The 15,342-nt window shown below is 71.7% G+C and carries 15 protein-coding genes; 12 read left to right on the forward strand and 3 right to left on the reverse strand.

The window, feature by feature from the left end; translation table 11 throughout:
• Nucleotides 1-79 precede the first annotated feature (79 nt).
• Nucleotides 80-442, reverse strand: a complete 363-nt coding sequence (locus A6F73_RS35950; protein WP_063352513.1) for a MerR family transcriptional regulator — start codon at nucleotides 440-442, stop codon at nucleotides 80-82.
• Between the two features lie 77 nt (nucleotides 443-519).
• Here A6F73_RS35950 and A6F73_RS35955 point away from each other — a divergent pair, with 77 nt between their 5' ends.
• Nucleotides 520-1,746: an MFS transporter gene (locus tag A6F73_RS35955; RefSeq protein WP_063352514.1), complete on the forward strand. Its 1,227-nt coding sequence runs from the start codon at nucleotides 520-522 to the stop codon at nucleotides 1,744-1,746.
• A 112-nt stretch (nucleotides 1,747-1,858) separates the two neighbouring features.
• Here the strand turns inward: A6F73_RS35955 and A6F73_RS35960 are convergent, their stop codons facing one another.
• On the reverse strand, nucleotides 1,859-2,317 hold the full coding sequence (locus A6F73_RS35960; protein WP_063352515.1) for an ArsI/CadI family heavy metal resistance metalloenzyme: 459 nt from the start codon (nucleotides 2,315-2,317) through the stop codon (nucleotides 1,859-1,861).
• Nucleotides 2,318-2,397: 80 nt separating this feature from the next.
• On the opposite strand from A6F73_RS35960, the gene A6F73_RS35965 reads away from it, so the two are divergent.
• The 10 genes from A6F73_RS35965 to A6F73_RS36010 all read left to right on the forward strand — a co-directional run bounded on the left by A6F73_RS35965 (nucleotide 2,398) and on the right by A6F73_RS36010 (nucleotide 12,094).
• Nucleotides 2,398-2,796 carry a metalloregulator ArsR/SmtB family transcription factor gene (locus A6F73_RS35965; RefSeq protein WP_063352516.1) on the forward strand — a complete coding sequence of 133 codons (399 nt, stop codon included), beginning with the start codon at nucleotides 2,398-2,400 and terminating at the stop codon, nucleotides 2,794-2,796.
• 62 nt (nucleotides 2,797-2,858) lie between these two features.
• Nucleotides 2,859-3,920, forward strand: a complete 1,062-nt coding sequence (gene arsB / locus A6F73_RS35970; RefSeq protein WP_063352517.1) for an ACR3 family arsenite efflux transporter — start codon at nucleotides 2,859-2,861, stop codon at nucleotides 3,918-3,920.
• Nucleotides 3,913-4,329, forward strand: coding sequence for an arsenate reductase ArsC (locus A6F73_RS35975; RefSeq protein ID WP_063352518.1), 417 nt, complete (start codon nucleotides 3,913-3,915; stop codon nucleotides 4,327-4,329). Before arsB ends, A6F73_RS35975 begins: the two co-directional genes overlap by 8 nt.
• A gap of 194 nt (nucleotides 4,330-4,523) precedes the next feature.
• Nucleotides 4,524-5,168, forward strand: a complete 645-nt coding sequence (locus A6F73_RS35980; RefSeq protein WP_244293826.1) for a restriction endonuclease — start codon at nucleotides 4,524-4,526, stop codon at nucleotides 5,166-5,168.
• A gap of 361 nt (nucleotides 5,169-5,529) precedes the next feature.
• Nucleotides 5,530-6,468, forward strand: coding sequence for a hypothetical protein (locus A6F73_RS35985; RefSeq protein WP_079136555.1), 939 nt, complete (start codon nucleotides 5,530-5,532; stop codon nucleotides 6,466-6,468).
• 193 nt (nucleotides 6,469-6,661) lie between these two features.
• A complete protein-coding gene (locus A6F73_RS35990; RefSeq protein WP_063352521.1) occupies nucleotides 6,662-7,474 on the forward strand; it encodes a phosphotransferase in 813 nt (270 codons plus the stop codon).
• Nucleotides 7,475-7,661: 187 nt separating this feature from the next.
• Nucleotides 7,662-8,849 carry a hypothetical protein gene (locus tag A6F73_RS35995; RefSeq protein WP_063352522.1) on the forward strand — a complete coding sequence of 396 codons (1,188 nt, stop codon included), beginning with the start codon at nucleotides 7,662-7,664 and terminating at the stop codon, nucleotides 8,847-8,849.
• 144 nt (nucleotides 8,850-8,993) lie between these two features.
• Complete coding sequence (locus A6F73_RS36000) at nucleotides 8,994-9,923, forward strand: ADP-ribosylglycohydrolase family protein (protein WP_063352523.1); 930 nt, start codon at nucleotides 8,994-8,996, stop codon at nucleotides 9,921-9,923.
• Between the two features lie 198 nt (nucleotides 9,924-10,121).
• The gene (locus tag A6F73_RS36005) at nucleotides 10,122-10,781 is read left to right on the forward strand and encodes a hypothetical protein (protein ID WP_208869254.1); all 660 of its coding nucleotides are present in this window, start codon (nucleotides 10,122-10,124) and stop codon (nucleotides 10,779-10,781) included.
• Nucleotides 10,778-12,094, forward strand: a complete 1,317-nt coding sequence (locus A6F73_RS36010) for a nucleotidyl transferase AbiEii/AbiGii toxin family protein (RefSeq protein WP_063352525.1) — start codon at nucleotides 10,778-10,780, stop codon at nucleotides 12,092-12,094. The genes A6F73_RS36005 and A6F73_RS36010 overlap by 4 nt, the downstream gene beginning before the upstream one ends.
• A 127-nt stretch (nucleotides 12,095-12,221) precedes the next feature.
• Here the strand turns inward: A6F73_RS36010 and A6F73_RS36015 are convergent, their stop codons facing one another.
• Nucleotides 12,222-13,100, reverse strand: a complete 879-nt coding sequence (locus tag A6F73_RS36015) for an alpha/beta hydrolase (protein WP_063352526.1) — start codon at nucleotides 13,098-13,100, stop codon at nucleotides 12,222-12,224.
• A 163-nt stretch (nucleotides 13,101-13,263) separates the two neighbouring features.
• Here A6F73_RS36015 and A6F73_RS36020 point away from each other — a divergent pair, with 163 nt between their 5' ends.
• The gene (locus tag A6F73_RS36020) at nucleotides 13,264-15,318 is read left to right on the forward strand and encodes an AfsR/SARP family transcriptional regulator (protein WP_063352527.1); all 2,055 of its coding nucleotides are present in this window, start codon (nucleotides 13,264-13,266) and stop codon (nucleotides 15,316-15,318) included.
• The last annotated feature ends 24 nt before the right edge of the window (nucleotides 15,319-15,342 follow it).

Consider the following 15,342-nt stretch of genomic DNA (forward strand, 5'->3'; position numbering starts at 1 on the left):
CAAGGTCAAGCCGACAGGCATCCCGACGTCGGCTCACACCTCGGGCACACACCTCAGACGCACACCTCGGGCTCACGCCTCAGGCCCGGCTCTTGACCTCGGCGAGGTACTCCCGGATGGCATCGCGGTTACGGGTCAGGCACTGGATCCGACGGGTCATCCGCTCCGTCTCGGACTCCAGGGTGCCGATCATCTCCGGTGTGGCGTCGGCGAAGTGGATCGTCCGCGGGCTGTCCAGGCAGGGCAGGATCTGCCTGATGATCCGCGTGGGCAGTCCGGCGTCCAGGAGTCCGCGGATTTGCAGGACCCGGTCGACGAGGCAGTCGCCGTAGGCGCGATAGCCGTTCGCCTCGCGGTGCGCGGTGATCAGACCCTGCTGCTCGTAGTAGCGCAGCAGGCGCGGAGGAGTGTCCGTCAGCCGGGCGAGTTCGCCGATACGCATGTGACCACCCTCACGCCCGACCGGTGCCGTTCCGGGCTGGACCTTGACATGAATGTCAAGGATAGACGATCGGGCCCATGCCCGAACTTCACTCCCCCAGCCCCTCGAACCCGCCCGCCACCCGGCTGCCTTGGCCCAGCCTGCTGGCCCTGAGCACCGCCGGATTCGTCACCATCATGACCGAGGCCCTGCCCGCCGGCGTGCTGCCCGCGATGAGTGCGGACCTCGGCGTCAGCCAGTCCGGCGCCGGGCAGTCCGTCACGTTCTACGCGGCCGGTTCCATCGCGGCCGCCATACCGCTGACCGCCGCTACCGCCGGCTGGCCGCGCAAGCGCCTGCTGCTGCTGTCCGTCGGCGGCTTCGCCGCGGCCAATGCCGTCACTGCGGTCTCGACGAACTATCCCCTCACCATGGCGGCGCGCTTCGCCGCGGGCCTGGTCGCAGGCCTGCTCTGGGCCCTGCTGGCCGGGTACGCCCGCAGCATCGTCGCGCCGGAGCAGCGCGGGAGGGCGATGGCCGTCGCCATGGGCGGCTCGACGGTCGCCCTGTCGGTGGGCGTGCCCGCCGGCACCCTGGTCGCGGCGCTGGTGGGCTGGCGCACCACCTTCGGACTGATGAGCGCCGTCGCCGTGGCACTCACCGCCTGGATGCTCGTCGCGCTCCCGGCCGTCCCGGGGCGGCCCGGCCACGCCCGCACCCCCGTCCGGCGGGTGCTGCGGATCCCGGGGGTGGCGGCCGTCCTCACCGTCACGGCGGCCTTCGTCCTCGCCCACAACCTGCTCTACACGTACGTCGCGGCGCTGCTCGCACCCCTGGGGCTCGGCGGCCGGACCGACACCGTCCTGCTCGTCCTCGGACTGTCCTCCCTGCTGAGCATCCTCGGTACCGGGGCGCTGATCGACCGCCACCTGCGCACCCTGACGATCGCCGCCTGCGCCCTGCTCTCCGCCGCGGCCCTGTCCGTCGCCGCCGCCCTGCTCACCGGCACCTCCTGGCCCGTCTACGGCAGCGCCGCGGTCTGGGGTCTCGCCTTCGGTGGCGCCGCCACCCTCCTGCAGACGGCGGTGGCCGACGCGGCCGGCCCGGCCGGGGACATCGCCCAGTCCCTGCTCGTCACCTGCTGGAACCTCGGCATCGCCGGCGCCGCGCTCGCGGGCGGCCTCCTCCTCGACCACGGCGGCCCGAGCACGTTGCCCTGGTCCGCCCTGGCCCTGCTCGCCGCCGCCCTGACCGTCACCGCCGCCGCCCACCGCCACGGCTTCCCCCGCCCCACCGGCCACCCCGCCGGCCACCCCGCCGGCTGAACGGTCCGGCCGTCCGGTCGGCTCTGCTGCGGTAATCCCCGAGGCCGTGGTAACGGGAGTGCTGCTGGTTGCGCACGCATATCCGCCGGAGTACGGACCTCCGGATGCGTCGTCAGCTGCCGCAGGCGCAGTCTACGGCAGCCGCCTCCTCGGTACCGGTGCAACAGCCCTGCGGTGCGGCGTCGGCGCTCTTGCCGAGGGTGTCGGCGTCGGCCTTGACGACGTAGACCTCCCAGGGCTCCTTGCCGGGGCCGGTGACCCAGACCTTGTCCTGGAGGGCGTAGCAGCAGGAGGTGTCGTTCTCCTCGAAGGTGGCGAGGCCGGAGTCCTTGAGGCGGGCGGTGGCCGCGGTGACCTCGTCGGCGGTGGCGACTTCGACGCCGAGATGGTCGATGCGGGTGTCTTCGCCGGCCTCGCCTTCGATGAGGACGAGCTTGAGCGGGGGCTCGGCGATGGCGAAGTTGGCGTAGCCGGGGCGGCGCTTGGCGGGTTCGGCGTTGAAGAGCTTGGAGTAGAAGGCGATGGAGCCTTCGAGGTCGGCGACGCGCAGGGCGAGCTGGACGCGGGACATGGCGGTTCTCCCCAACAGGCTGGATTGATGTCTGTCAATGCAACCTTGCGCTTTGGATCGAAGTTCGTCAACATAGACGTATGTCGAATCAGAAACTTCGGGTGCTCGGCCAGGACGACGACGCGGACGGATGCTACCCCGGGCTGCTGACCGCCCCGCTGGACGAGGACCAGGCCGTGGAACTGGCGCGGGTGTTCAAGGCGCTGGGCGATCCGGTGCGGCTGCGGCTGCTGTCGATGATCGCCTCCCGGGCCGGGGGCGAGGTGTGCGTGTGTGACCTGACCCCGGCCTTCGACCTGTCCCAGCCGACGATCTCCCACCACCTGAAGCTGCTGCGGCAGGCCGGGCTGATCGACTGCGAGCGCCGGGGCACCTGGGTGTACTACCGCCTGGTCCCCGAAATGACCGACCGCCTCGCCGGCATCCTGACCCGCCCTGCGGCCGAGCCCCTGCCCGCACCCGCCGGGACCGCCTCGTGAGCACCCAAAACGCACCGAACACGCCGAACGCACCAGCCGCACCGACCACGCCGAACGCTCCGGTGGCGGCCCGGCTGTCGTTCACGGACCGCTACCTCGCCCTGTGGATCCTGGCCGCGATGGGCCTCGGCATCGGGCTGGGCCGCCTGGTGCCCGGCCTCGGGGGTGCACTGGCGAAGGTGACCGTCTCCGGCGTCTCGCTGCCGATCGCGCTCGGCCTGCTGGTGATGATGTACCCGGTGCTCGCCAAGGTCCGCTACGACCGTCTCGACACCGTCACCCGCGACCGCCGCCTCCTCGTCCCCTCCCTGCTGCTGAACTGGATCGTCGGCCCGGCGCTGATGTTCGCCCTCGCCTGGCTTCTCCTGCCCGACCTGCCGGAGTACCGCACCGGGCTGATCATCGTCGGCCTCGCCCGCTGCATCGCCATGGTGATCATCTGGAACGATCTGGCCTGCGGCGACCGGGAGGCCGCCGCCGTCCTCGTCGCCCTCAACTCCGTCTTCCAGGTCGTCACCTTCGGCGCGCTGGGCTGGTTCTACCTGTCCGTCCTGCCCGGCTGGCTCGGCCTGGAACAGACCGCCCTCGACGTGTCGGTGTGGGAGATCGCCCGCAGCGTGCTGATCTTCCTCGGCATCCCCCTCGCCGCCGGCTACCTCACCCGCCGCCTGGGCGAGAAGGCCAAGGGCCGCACCTGGTACGAGGGCACGCTCCTCCCGCGCATCGGCCCCTTCGCCCTGTACGGACTGCTGTTCACGATCGTCATCCTGTTCGCCCTCCAGGGCGAGGCCGTCACCTCCCGGCCGTGGGACGTCGCCCGGATCGCGCTGCCCCTGCTGGTCTACTTCGCGCTCATGTGGACCGGCTCCCTGTTCCTCGGCCGCGCGGTGGGCCTGGACCATCCGCGGGCCACCACACTCGCATTCACCGCCGCGGGCAACAACTTCGAACTGGCCATCGCCGTCGCCATCGCCACCTTCGGCGCCACCAGCGGCCAGGCCCTCGCCGGAGTCGTCGGCCCCCTCATCGAGGTGCCCGTCCTCATCGGCCTCGTCCACGTCGCCCTCGCCGCCCGCCGCCTCTTCCCCCAACCCGCCACTCCCGGAGGTTCCGCCCGTGCCTGAGCCCAAGCCGTCCGTGCTCTTCGTCTGCGTCCACAACGCCGGACGCTCCCAGATGGCCGCTGCCTTCCTCACCCACCTCGGAGGCAGCCGGGTCGAGGTCCGTTCCGCCGGCTCCGCCCCCGCCGACACCGTGAACCCCGCCGTGGTCGAGGCCATGGCCGAGGTCGGCATCGACCTCTCCGCCGAGGTTCCGAAGATCCTCACCGCCGAGGCCGTGCAGGCCTCCGACGTGGTGATCACCATGGGCTGCGGCGACGCCTGCCCGTACTTCCCCGGCAAGCGCTACCTCGACTGGAAGCTGGACGACCCGGCCGGCCAAGGCATCGACGCGGTACGCCCGATCCGCGACCAGATCGAAACCCGGATCCGCGGCCTGCTCACCGACCTCGGCATCCAGCCCAGCGTGTGAGAGCCCACCGGTAGCCCCAGGGCAGTCCTACACGCCGGGCGCACCCCGACACCGGGCGTTCGGCCACCAGCCACCAGCCACCGAGATCCGGACAACTCAGGCCCGCAGCCGTCCGAATTCGCCGGGACCGTCGGCGGCCGGGCGGCGACTGCTTCTACGCTCGCGTCCACACCATGGTCCGAGGGGGGAACGCCGTGGCCCGTAGGCCCGTACGACGACGCCGGTCCACTGCCGCCCGCCGCGCACAACAGGCCCGGGACAACGCGCTGACGCTGGGCATCGCGGCGCTGGTCGCGGTCGCCGTGGTGTCGTTCGTGCTGACGTGGCTGGCCCACCACCTGCTCCTGGTCGCCGCGCTGCTGGCCGTCGGCCTGGTGGTGTGCGCCGTCGTGCTGCGCCTGCGGCAACTGGCCCGACGGCGGGAGCTGGCTGCGCGCACGGCGCAGCTGCGGCACATCGGCCCGTTCCTGACCATGAGTCCGAAGGCGTTCGAGCACGCGCTGGCGGACCTGTGCAGGCGGGACGGGTGCACGAAGGTGACGGTGGTCGGCGGGGCCGGCGACCTCGCGGCGGACGTCCTGGCCACCACCCCGTCCGGACAGCGGCTCCTCATCCAGGCCAAGCGGTACGGGCCACGGACCTCCGTCGGCTCCCAGGACGTCCAGAAGGTCAACGGCACCTACCGCGACGTCCACCGCTGCGACCTGGCGGCCGTGGTGACGACCAGCTCGTTCACCAAGGCCGCCGCCGCGTTCTGCGCGAACGTCGGCATCCACGCCATCGACCGCCGGGCCCTGGCCCTGTGGGCCGAGGGAACCGGCAAACCCCCCTGGGCCTGACCGCCCGAACCCCCGGGCCCGCACCGGCCCTGAAGCTTTTTACAGAAGGCCGGAGGGCAGATCGGTGTGTGCTCTGACCTGTTGGTTCATGCGGTTCGGGCCGGGGTTGTGCATGTGGGCGATGGCCTGCACCACGCGGTGCAGGCCATCGCTTTCTGTCGGCAGCCTCGGAGAATTTGACTGCCAATCAGCGATCGGGGAGAGGCCGTTCTTGACCGACTGACGTGTGAACGTGAGCGCTCGCCGACCGTGTCGACCTTCGATCGGTGTGCGTGCTACGTTCCGTGCCCTAACCACAAATAGGCGACCCCGGCAGCGCGCCAACGCTCCGGGGTCCGGCAACAGGAGACCAAACCTCCCGATGCGTGTCCATCGTAGCGCCCACGTGCGCGATTTCACCGTGCTGCCCAACACCATGCTGCAGTACCGGCGGCTGTCCTACACCGCTCGCGGTCTGCTCGCCGACCTCCTCTCCCGCCCGGACGGCTGGCGCGAGGACGGCCGACACATGGCCGACACCAGCCCCCAGGGGCGCAGCGCCATCCGCAAGGCGCTCAAGGAGCTGACCGAGGCGGGCTTCTACCGGGTCGAGAAGATCCGCATGCCCGACGGCACGATCATCACCGAGACCCACGTCTACGACACCCCACAGCCGATGCCGCCGGGTACCACCCGCCCGGCGCCCGGTGAAGCGACCACCGGCGGCGCTGACGCCCTGGTAAAGAACCCGGCGAAAGAACCCACCCACCCCTCCCGGCAGTCCCGAGAACCCGTCACCACCGCCGAGCCGCAGACGAGGACGGAAGGGCGGGAGGGGGACTCCGAAGACGACGCGCCGGACGAACAACTCCGCGACGCGGTCGCCACCCTGTTCCGAGTCATCCGCCCCGAACCACGCCTGCACCTGGGCGAAGCCGAAGCACACGAACTCGCACCCCTGGTCGCCCAATGGCTCGAACGCGGCAGCACACCCACCGACCTCACCCAAGCCCTGCTACCGGGCCTGCCCACCCCGATGCACTCGGCAACCGCCGTGCTCCGCTACCGCCTGCAGCACAAGATGCCACCCGACCAACCCGCCGAACGACCCACAGCAACCCGCTACACCGAGTGCACCCAATGCCACGACCCAGTCCCCCACCCCGGCATCTGCCGCACATGCGCAGGCCTCGGTGCACGAACGCTCGCCGTCGGTGGGGGCGAGGCGGCCACCCGCCGCGGTGTGGCCTGCGCCAGGACGGCCCTGCGGGCCGCGAAGACCGCCGGCATGAACCTGGGGAGACTGGCCACTGTCGGATAGCCCTTCCCCAGCGCCGAGTTCAGGCGCGCGGCCGCAGCCCAGCGCCGGCCCCAGAACACTTCAAATGAGCGACTCGCAGTTGTTCATACCGTGCCGACGCCACCTGTGAACGTCCACCGTGCGCCGGTACCGTCCTTGTAGCAGCGCGGGCCTGCGGGGCCGGTGTGGCCACGTTTGAGGAGGAGCACACACGATGATGCGGATCTTCACCAAGACGTTCACGGAGCCCCACACCCAGCAGCGCTCCCTGGCCCACCACCGCTGGATCGCCCGCGCCAACCCCGACGTACGCATCCCCCAAGTCGTCCACATCCACCCCACCGCGATCGACTTCGAGCACCTCGACGGCCACCACGGCACCCCCGACGACCTGCTGACCCTGGCCGACCTCCTCGGCCACCAGCACACCACCGCCCACACCCACGACCTGCACGCCGCCCGCCTGAACACACCCCACACCAGCGCCGACCTCACCAGCCACGACCACACCAACAACGACGTCACCATCGCCGACTTCGCCGACAGCCGCCGCGAGCGCCTCCACCGGCTGCTGGCCACCGGCACCGTACCGGCCCCGCTCCTGACCCCCGGCGCGATCGACGACTGGCTGGAGCAGGCCGCCACCATGCCCGCCGCCTTCTACAAGGACGCCAACCCGCGCAACTTCCTCATCACCGACACCACGGTCGCCGTCATCGACTTCGACTCCCTCACCCTCGCCCCTTTCGGCTACGACCTCGCCAAGATCATCGTCACCATCGCCATGACCGCCGGCCCCCTGCCCGAGGACACCATCCGGCGGACCGTAGCCGCCTACAACCGCCATCCCGAGCAACGCGGTCTTCCCGGCTGCTCCTGGCGGGAGTTCGCCGCATGGTGCGAGTTCCACCACATCCTCACCACGCCCCACCACGGCACCAACGGCTACCGGTACAGCTGGCACGCGATCAGGCCGACCTGGACCACCGACATCCTCCGGAACTCCGACAAGGAGTCCGCACCGTGACGAACAGCAGCATGACGCTCCATTCGGTCTATCAACCGACAATGTGACACATCTGCGTGATGATCCGATTTCAGACGGTGATCGACGCGTTCTCGACAGTCCCACCGATCCGCTCATCGCGCACGGGCCCTTGCCGCCACGCTGTACCCGCCGCCACCCCTACGGGTGCGCGAGATCAGGAGGGGACATGGCGAGGGGCACCGCCCACCAGGTCGAACTGCTACGCGCAGAAGTCGGGACGGCCCTTCAGGCCGGCCTGGAGGAGATCCGCAACCACACCGACAGCCTGCGAGCCGAACTCACCGCGACACTGGCGGCCGGCCTGAGCGAACACCGCGACGAGTTCTTCGAGGCGATCGCCAGAGGGCAGCAGGAAACCAGCCGCGCCCACCAGGACAACCGCAGCCTCCACCGCCAGTTGGGCAACCTGCGCAACGAACTCAGCACTCGGCAGAGCAGCGGCCGCGCCTCCCTGGACGACGGCCCCGCCGAGGCGCCCCTGGCCGCCGTCGACTCCCCCGAGGCCGCGGGCCAGCCGACGGAAGCCGCTCACCCGCCCGGCGATGATGCCAGCAGCAACTCCCCCGGTACCAACGAACTCCCCGGCGCCGAGCCCCCGGCATCCGAGCAGGCCGCACAGCAGGCCACAGAGCCGACCTCCCCCTCCGTGACCGGCAAGGCCGCGGAATCCGACAGCGAGGAGACAACCGTGTCCGAGACCACCCCTGCCGACGACGCGCCGACCGCCCCGCACGTCCTCGCCGAGGACCAGCTCAGCCAGATCGCGACCGAGGTCGCCGCCGAGGTCGCCGCCCAACTCGTAGACCTGCTCCGTCCCTCCGGCCCCACGGAGCAGGACACGAAGGTCGATCTGGAGAACACGGAAGCAGTCACGCCGGACCAAGCCGTGATCGACGACCTCCCGAGCGGCCTCGCCGACGACGTGTCCGGTCTCATCCCGGAGCCCTTCCTCTGGGAGAACCACGTCAACACCCTTCTCAAGGCCGCAGCCGTGAAGACCGTCGCGATCTCCTGCCACCCCGAGACCTGGGACTTCCTGGCCGCCCAGGCCGAGGGCGCCGACCACTTCTCGAAGCCGGTCAACGACGGCAACGAGGACACGATCCTGTCCGGCCCCAGCACCATCGCCCTCCTCAACGCGCTCCGGGAAACCGCCTACAGCGGAGTCGGCAGCGGCAACGGCAGCTGCACCAGCATCGGAACGTGGGCCCTCGCCGTCACCAGCTACGAGCGCATCGCCGCCGTCATCAACAGCACCCGGCCCGCCGACGAGCAGGCCGGCACCGACCGCCTGCACCAGCCGCACATCGTCCTCGACGACCGCAGCACCACCAACTCGCCCGCCACCAACTGACCCACCGACACAGACATCAAGTCACGGGCTCACCGGGATCAACAACTGCACGAACGACAGAACGTCACCACCCGCCTGCCCGACGCCTGGCACCGGCCGCACCGGCCGCACCGGCCGCACCGGCCGCACCGATAGCCTGCACCAATGAAGCGGATTCAGCGGGCTGCCGGCGTGGTTGTCGGCTCGGCTGTGGGTGACGCGCTTGGAGCCCCTTTTGAGTTCGGTCCCCAAGGAGCGTTCTCTGCGCGGTTCCCCGTCCCCGGTGCCGGTGCCGAGATGTGCGGAGGTGGCGGCTGGGATCCGGGCGAGGCCACGGACGACACGCAGATGGCCGTGCTGGTGGCGGAGTCACTGGTCCAGCGGGGCGGGCTGGACCTGTCGGATATCTTCGGCCGCTTCCAGCGGTGGGCGGCATCCGAACCCAAGGACATCGGCTTGCAGACCGAGGACGTCCTCACCAACGGCATGCCCTGGGACCTGGCCGCCGCGATCCACTTCCAGGTCAACCTGCGGGCAGCAGGTAATGGCTCGTTGATGCGGGCATCGACATCCGCGGTCCACTTCGCACGTGCGGGACAGGCCGCCACCATGGATGCCGCTCGGCGCATCGCCGCCCTCACCCACGGCGACCGCGCCGCCTGGGAAGGCACCGCGATCTTCCACGAACTCATACGCGTCACGCTGGAGGACAACGACGCCCTCCGCGCGCTCCCTGACATTCTGGCGCTCATCCATCCCGATCACCGCCCGCGATACGCGACGGTCCTCGATCCCGACTGGCACCCGGACCAGGCAACCGAGTTCAACGGCGCCGTCTGGCCCTGCCTGGGGTCAGCGGTCTGGGCTCTGCGCACCACGACGAGCTTCGAGGGCGCGCTGCGCGCGGCCGTCGACCTGGGCGGCGACACGGACACCGTCGCCGCGGTCACCGGCGGGCTTGCGGGTGCCCGTTACGGACTGGACGCGATCCCCTCCCGATGGACCGAGCCGCTGCACATCCCGCTACCGGGTTCCGGCGGACGGGTCCTGCAACTGTCCGATCTCCTTGACCTGGTGGACGGCCTCGGGGGCTGACCTCGCCCGAGAACTCGCGGCGCGCCACCGACCGGTATGACGACAGGACCGCGACCGGTCCAGCGAAAGCTCACTGCGCACCCGGGCGCGCGAGGCGTTGTCATAGGGGCTTGGCAGGATGCTCCCATGCTCGCCATCCGTCCTGACCAACACCATGACGATCAGTCAGATCACCCCGACCTCCGGGGTGACTTCGAGGTGCACCTGACCGTGGAGCCCGGCGCCGCCGAGGCGCTGGCCGGGTGGGCCGACGGTCATGGCCTGAAGTTCACCCACATCCTGCTGGCGCGCGGTGCGGCGCCCTCGCAGCCAATGCTCACCCTGCGCGCCAACGGCTCGTTGGACGAGGTCACTGCGGCGACGTCCCGCACCACGGGCCGGCTGGTTCGGGCCGGGTTCACGGTCCTGCGGACGAAGATCGAGGCCACGCCGTGGGCGGAGGGCGTTCCGGTCTCGGACGAGGATGCCGTGCCGCACGGGGAGCGCCGGTACTTCGAACACCACGTCAAGCTGCTGCTTCCGGACCCGCTTCCCACGGCCGACCTCGCCGAGCTGGCCGTCCGCCACGGCGCGCACCTGTCGCACAACCCCCGCCGAATACGCGACGACGGCCGGCGCGAGTGGTTCGTGACCCAGCGGTGCCGCCTGGTCGGCCTGAGCACCGCGGGCCACCGCCTGGACGCGCTGCTCCTGAGCCTTGCCGCCGACGGTCGCGAGGTGGTGTCGGTGGAGCGCGAGTTCGTCGCCGTGGACAGCGCCGAGGCCCTGGACGAGGGATGGATCAGCGAGCACGAGCACGAGCAGAACCACGAACGCGAACAGAAGCACGAGCAAGAGCAAGAGGGAGACCCGCGATGACCGAGGACCAGCCCCAGTCGCCAGTGGCGTGGGAGGAACTGCAATACGGGCCGTGGCAGGGCGTCCGGCTTCCCCGGCAGCCACCGCCGGAGGACGTCCGCGAGGACCGGGGCCTGCCCAGGAGCGTCCGGCCGATCGACGACGAGGCGGTGAGCCAGCAGCCGGTCTTCGACCCCGCCCTCGCCGGGTACGCCCGGGCCCTGCGGCCCAGTGAACCCGCCTTCACCGACCCGCAGCTCGCCCAACGGTGGCTCGCCGCGCGGCGCGAGGCGCTGAACACCGTGCTGTCCGCCGTCGCCGGCTCGCAGTGGGCCGAGCACTTGGTCCTGCGCGGGAGCGTCCTGCTGCGGGCCTGGTACGGCGAGCAGGCGCGGGAGCCGGGGGACTTGGACTTCGTGGTCCGCCCGACGGATTGGCAGCTGGAGGACGAGCGCACGGACCGCATGTTCGAGGAGCTTGCCGCCGACGCCGAACGGCGCTCGGGTACGGTGCGGCTGCACGCGGACCAGGCGGTCAGCGACGAGATCTGGACGTACAGCCGGATTCCCGGGCGCCGGCTCGTCCTGCCGTGGTCGGCACCCGGCATCCCCGGCGGGACCGTCCAGTTGGACTTCGTCTTCACCGAACACCTGCCCGTCCCCCCGGAGTCCTACCAGCTCCCCGGCGTCACGGGCCGGTTGTTCGCCGCCACGCCACAGCTCTCCCTCGCGTGGAAGATCCTCTGGCTGGCCTCGGACGACCACCCCCAGGGCAAAGACCTCTACGACGCGATCCTGCTCTCGCGCACCGACGGGGTGCCCTATGACCTGCTGCGGCAGGTCTTCACCCAGTCCGACGAGACCTGGTCGCGCTGCCCGCTCCTCCCGGAGCAGATCTCCGGGCTCTACGTCGACTGGGACGAATTCGCCAAGGACTACCCGCAGTTCACCGGACCCGTGGAGGAGTACCCGGCGCAGCTGCTCGCCGGGCTCCACGCGACCTTCGCCGACCACGGCGAGTACGCACTGCGCGCCCAGTGGCTGGCCCCGCTGATCGAGGAACTGCGGGAGGTGCTCGCGCGCGAGGGCATGGACGAGGTCCAGCTACGGATGTCCCGGCAGCATACGGCCGCGGACAACTCCCTGGTGATCACCCGCGAACTGCTGCGCGGCGGCCTCGGCGGCACCCTCGAAGACGCCCGCCGCGCGGTCGCCGCCCACCTCGGCGACAAACCGGACCGGAAGACCCGCAAGCTGGCGGAGGCCGCCGCCCGCTACGCCGCCGAGCTCGCCGAGCTCACCGACGAGCCCCCGGCGGACGGCACCCACAGCTGACACCGACCCGGGCGGGTACCCGACACGGGAAGAGGTTCCCGACCACCGAGAAAGCCCAAGGCTCGCCGACCGACCGACCGTGGCCCGGTCGGTCGGTCAGTCAGTCGGCGAGCCGGGAAGGGGAGGTTCAGCGGGCCAGCAGCTCCCGGATCGCCTCCGCGATCTCGTCGGGAGCCTCCTCGGCCATGAAGTGCCCCGCCCGGGTCAGCCGGTGGTCGAGGTCCGGCGCCCACGCCTTCCACACCGCGGCCGCGTCGTAGCCCAGCTGCGCGCCCCAGTCCTGCTGGACGACCGTCACGGGCATGGCCAGCTGCGACCCCGCGTCCAGGTCCGCTCGGTCGTGCGTGACGTCGATGCCCGCCGAGGCCCGGTAGTCCGCGACGATCGACGTCACCGCCGCCGCGCTCGCCCGCAGGTATTCGGCACGGACATCCTCGGGAACGGCGGTCGCGTCGTTGGCCCAGGAGTCGAGGAACGAGCCGAAGAACGCGTCCGCGCTGTTGGCGATCATCGTCTCCGGCAGGCCCGGCGGCTGCGCCATCAGGAAGAGGTGGTAGCCGACCGCCGCCGGAGCGCCGTGCAGGACGTTCCACATGTCGAGGGTCGGCACGACGTCGAGGATGCCCAGGTGCGTGACGGTCTCAGGGTGGTCCAGCCCCGCCCGGAAGGCGACCAGGGCGCCCCGGTCGTGGCCGACGAGGGCGAAGCGCTCGTGGCCGAGGGCGGCCGCCAAGGTCACGACGTCGGCGGCCATGGTGCGCTTGGCGTACACCTCCGGGTCGGTGGCCGCCGGCTTGTCGCTGGCACCGTAGCCCCGCAGGTCAGGGCAGATCACCGTGTGTTCGTCGGCGAGCCGCTCGGCAACGTGGCGCCACATCAGGTGGGTCTGGGGGAAACCGTGCAACAGCACGACCGGGCTCCCGCTGCCGCCGACGGCGGCAGCCAGCTCCACCCCGTCCGCACCGGGCAGGCGGACGGGGTCGAAGCCGGGAATGGTGAGCGTCATGAAAGGCCATCCTTGTCGGTCGGGGGCTGACCGGGCCAGCCTGGGCGACGGCGATCAGCAACGGATCAGTACCTGCCACCAGTACGGGCCGGTCGCTACGCGCCGATCAGCAGCCGATCAGTACGGTCAAGCGCAGCCGACCCCCGGCGCGGAGGATGGGGGCATGCGAATCGACGTGCTCGGTGCCGTGCGAGCCCTCCGCGACGACGGCAGCCCGATCGACCTGGGCGGCCCCCGCCATCGGGAGGTGCTCGCCCGGCTCGTCGCCGCCGAGGGGCGGATGGTCACCACCGACACCCTCGTCGACGACCTGTGGACCGATCCACCGGCCCGCGCCGTGGGCGCTCTGCGTACGTTCGTCGCCGCGCTGCGCCGCGCCCTCGAACCCGACCGGCCGCCCCGCGATGCGCCGCGCGTCATCGTCACCGAAGGGCCCGGCTACGCGCTGCGCCTGCCGCGTGAGGACGTGGACGCCCACCGCTTCCAGGACACCCTGGCCCGCGCCCGGCGCCGCCCCGGCACAGTGACCAGCCCCGACACGGCGGCCGACCTCAGCGCGGCACTCAAGGACTGGCGCGGCCCCGCGTACGCCGACGTGACCGGCGCCGCATGGGCGCAACGCGAGCGGACCCGGCTGGAGGAACTGCGGCTGGAGGCGGTGGAACTGCGCGCCCGCCTCCTCCTCGACTCCGGTGACTCCTATGACTCAGGTGAATCCGGTGACTCCGACGAAGGGGCCGGTCTCGTCGCCGAACTGGGCGCCCACGTCGCCGAACACCCGTGGCGCGAGCCGGCCTGGGGGCTGCTGGCCCGCGCGCTGTACCGCGCGGGCCGCCAGGCCGACGCGCTGGCCACCCTCCGCCGCGCCCGCGCGATGCTCGTCGATCAACTCGGACTCGACCCTGGCGCCGAACTCCGGCGTCTGGAGACGGACATCCTCAACGGGGCCGCGACCCTCGAAGGCGCCCGTACCGGGTGGAGCGGCCCGGGCGTCCGGCTCGGCCCGCGCACCACCGTGGATCTGGCCCGCACCCTCGCACTGGCGGGTGGCGACGCCCTCGTCCACTCGCGGCGCGACCGCCTCGCCGCCATTCAGGCTGCGGAACGCACGGGAGACCTCTTCCTGACCGCCCGGATCATCGGCGCCTACGACGTGCCCGCCATCTGGAGCCGGGCCGACGACCCCGAGCAGTCCCGCGCGGTCGTCGCGGCTGCCGAGCGCACGCTCACCGCGCTCGGCACCGGCGGCACCGGCGGCACCGGCAGCCCCGGCAGCCCCGGCAGCCCCGGCAGCACCGACGGCACCGACGGCCCCGCCGACCTGTCGGCCCGCCTCCTGGCCACGGTCGCCGTCGAGAGCCGCAGCGCCGACCTGTCCGCGGCCGAGCTGGGCCGCGCGCGGCAGGCGGCACAACAGGCGGAGGCGCTGGCGCGGGGCCTGGCCGATCCCGCCCTGCTGGTCTTCGCCCTCAACGGGGTGTTCCTGCAGTCCTTCACCCGCCCCGGGCTCGCGGCGGTACGCGACGGGATCGGCGCCGAGATCCTCGATCTGGCCGCCCGGCACGAGCTGCCGAACTTCGCCGTACTCGGCCGACTCGTCCGCCTCCAGTCCGCCTCGGCCCTCGGCGACCTCGACGCCGCGGCCTCGCACGCCGAGGCCGCCGAGCGGCTCGCCGCCACCACCGAGGCGCCCCTCGTCCCCGTCCTCACCGGGTGGTTCCGGGCCCGGGCCACGGCCTCCCGCAGCACCGAACCGGGCGGACCGACCGCCGCCACGGCCGCAGCGCACTACCGGGCCGCCGAGAACGCCCTCCAGCGGGCCGGAATGCCGGGGCTGCACCGCGGCCTGTTCGCGCTCGCGCTCCTCGGGCTGCGCCTGCTGCACGACCGGCCCGCGCCCACCGACCCGCACCTCGACTGGGGCCCGTACCGGGCTTGGGCGCGCCCCCTCGTGCTGCTGGCCCAGGACCGGGTCGAGGAGGCCCGTACCGCGCTCGCCGCGGTGCCCGAACCGGCGCGTGACCACATGCAGGAGGCCATGTGGTGCCTGACCGCCCGCGCCGCCGTACGCCTCGGCGAGCCCGGAATCGCCGCACGCGCCGGGGCTTCCCTGCGCGGTGCCCGTGCGGAACATGCCGGCGCCGCCAGTGGAATGCTGACGCTGGGCCCGGTGGCGCGGTACCTGGCGGAGGCGGAGGCATGCGCCGGAGCGGGGTAGGCGGTGCTGCCCGGGTACCCGGCG

Source organism: Streptomyces sp. MJM8645 (assembly GCF_001625365.1).
Taxonomy (GTDB): Bacteria; Actinomycetota; Actinomycetes; order Streptomycetales; family Streptomycetaceae; genus Kitasatospora.

Coding starts and splice junctions, on each gene's coding strand:
- A6F73_RS35990 (WP_063352521.1), top strand. CDS start 6,662: ATGATGCGGATCTTCACCAAGACGTTCACGGAGCCCCACACCCAGCAG.
- A6F73_RS36010 (WP_063352525.1), top strand. CDS start 10,778: ATGACCGAGGACCAGCCCCAGTCGCCAGTGGCGTGGGAGGAACTGCAA.
- A6F73_RS35955 (WP_063352514.1), top strand. CDS start 520: ATGCCCGAACTTCACTCCCCCAGCCCCTCGAACCCGCCCGCCACCCGG.
- A6F73_RS36015 (WP_063352526.1), bottom strand. CDS start 13,100: ATGACGCTCACCATTCCCGGCTTCGACCCCGTCCGCCTGCCCGGTGCG.
- A6F73_RS36000 (WP_063352523.1), top strand. CDS start 8,994: ATGAAGCGGATTCAGCGGGCTGCCGGCGTGGTTGTCGGCTCGGCTGTG.
- A6F73_RS36020 (WP_063352527.1), top strand. CDS start 13,264: ATGCGAATCGACGTGCTCGGTGCCGTGCGAGCCCTCCGCGACGACGGC.
- A6F73_RS35965 (WP_063352516.1), top strand. CDS start 2,398: ATGTCGAATCAGAAACTTCGGGTGCTCGGCCAGGACGACGACGCGGAC.
- A6F73_RS35950 (WP_063352513.1), bottom strand. CDS start 442: ATGCGTATCGGCGAACTCGCCCGGCTGACGGACACTCCTCCGCGCCTG.
- A6F73_RS35985 (WP_079136555.1), top strand. CDS start 5,530: ATGCGTGTCCATCGTAGCGCCCACGTGCGCGATTTCACCGTGCTGCCC.
- A6F73_RS35995 (WP_063352522.1), top strand. CDS start 7,662: ATGGCGAGGGGCACCGCCCACCAGGTCGAACTGCTACGCGCAGAAGTC.
- A6F73_RS35960 (WP_063352515.1), bottom strand. CDS start 2,317: ATGTCCCGCGTCCAGCTCGCCCTGCGCGTCGCCGACCTCGAAGGCTCC.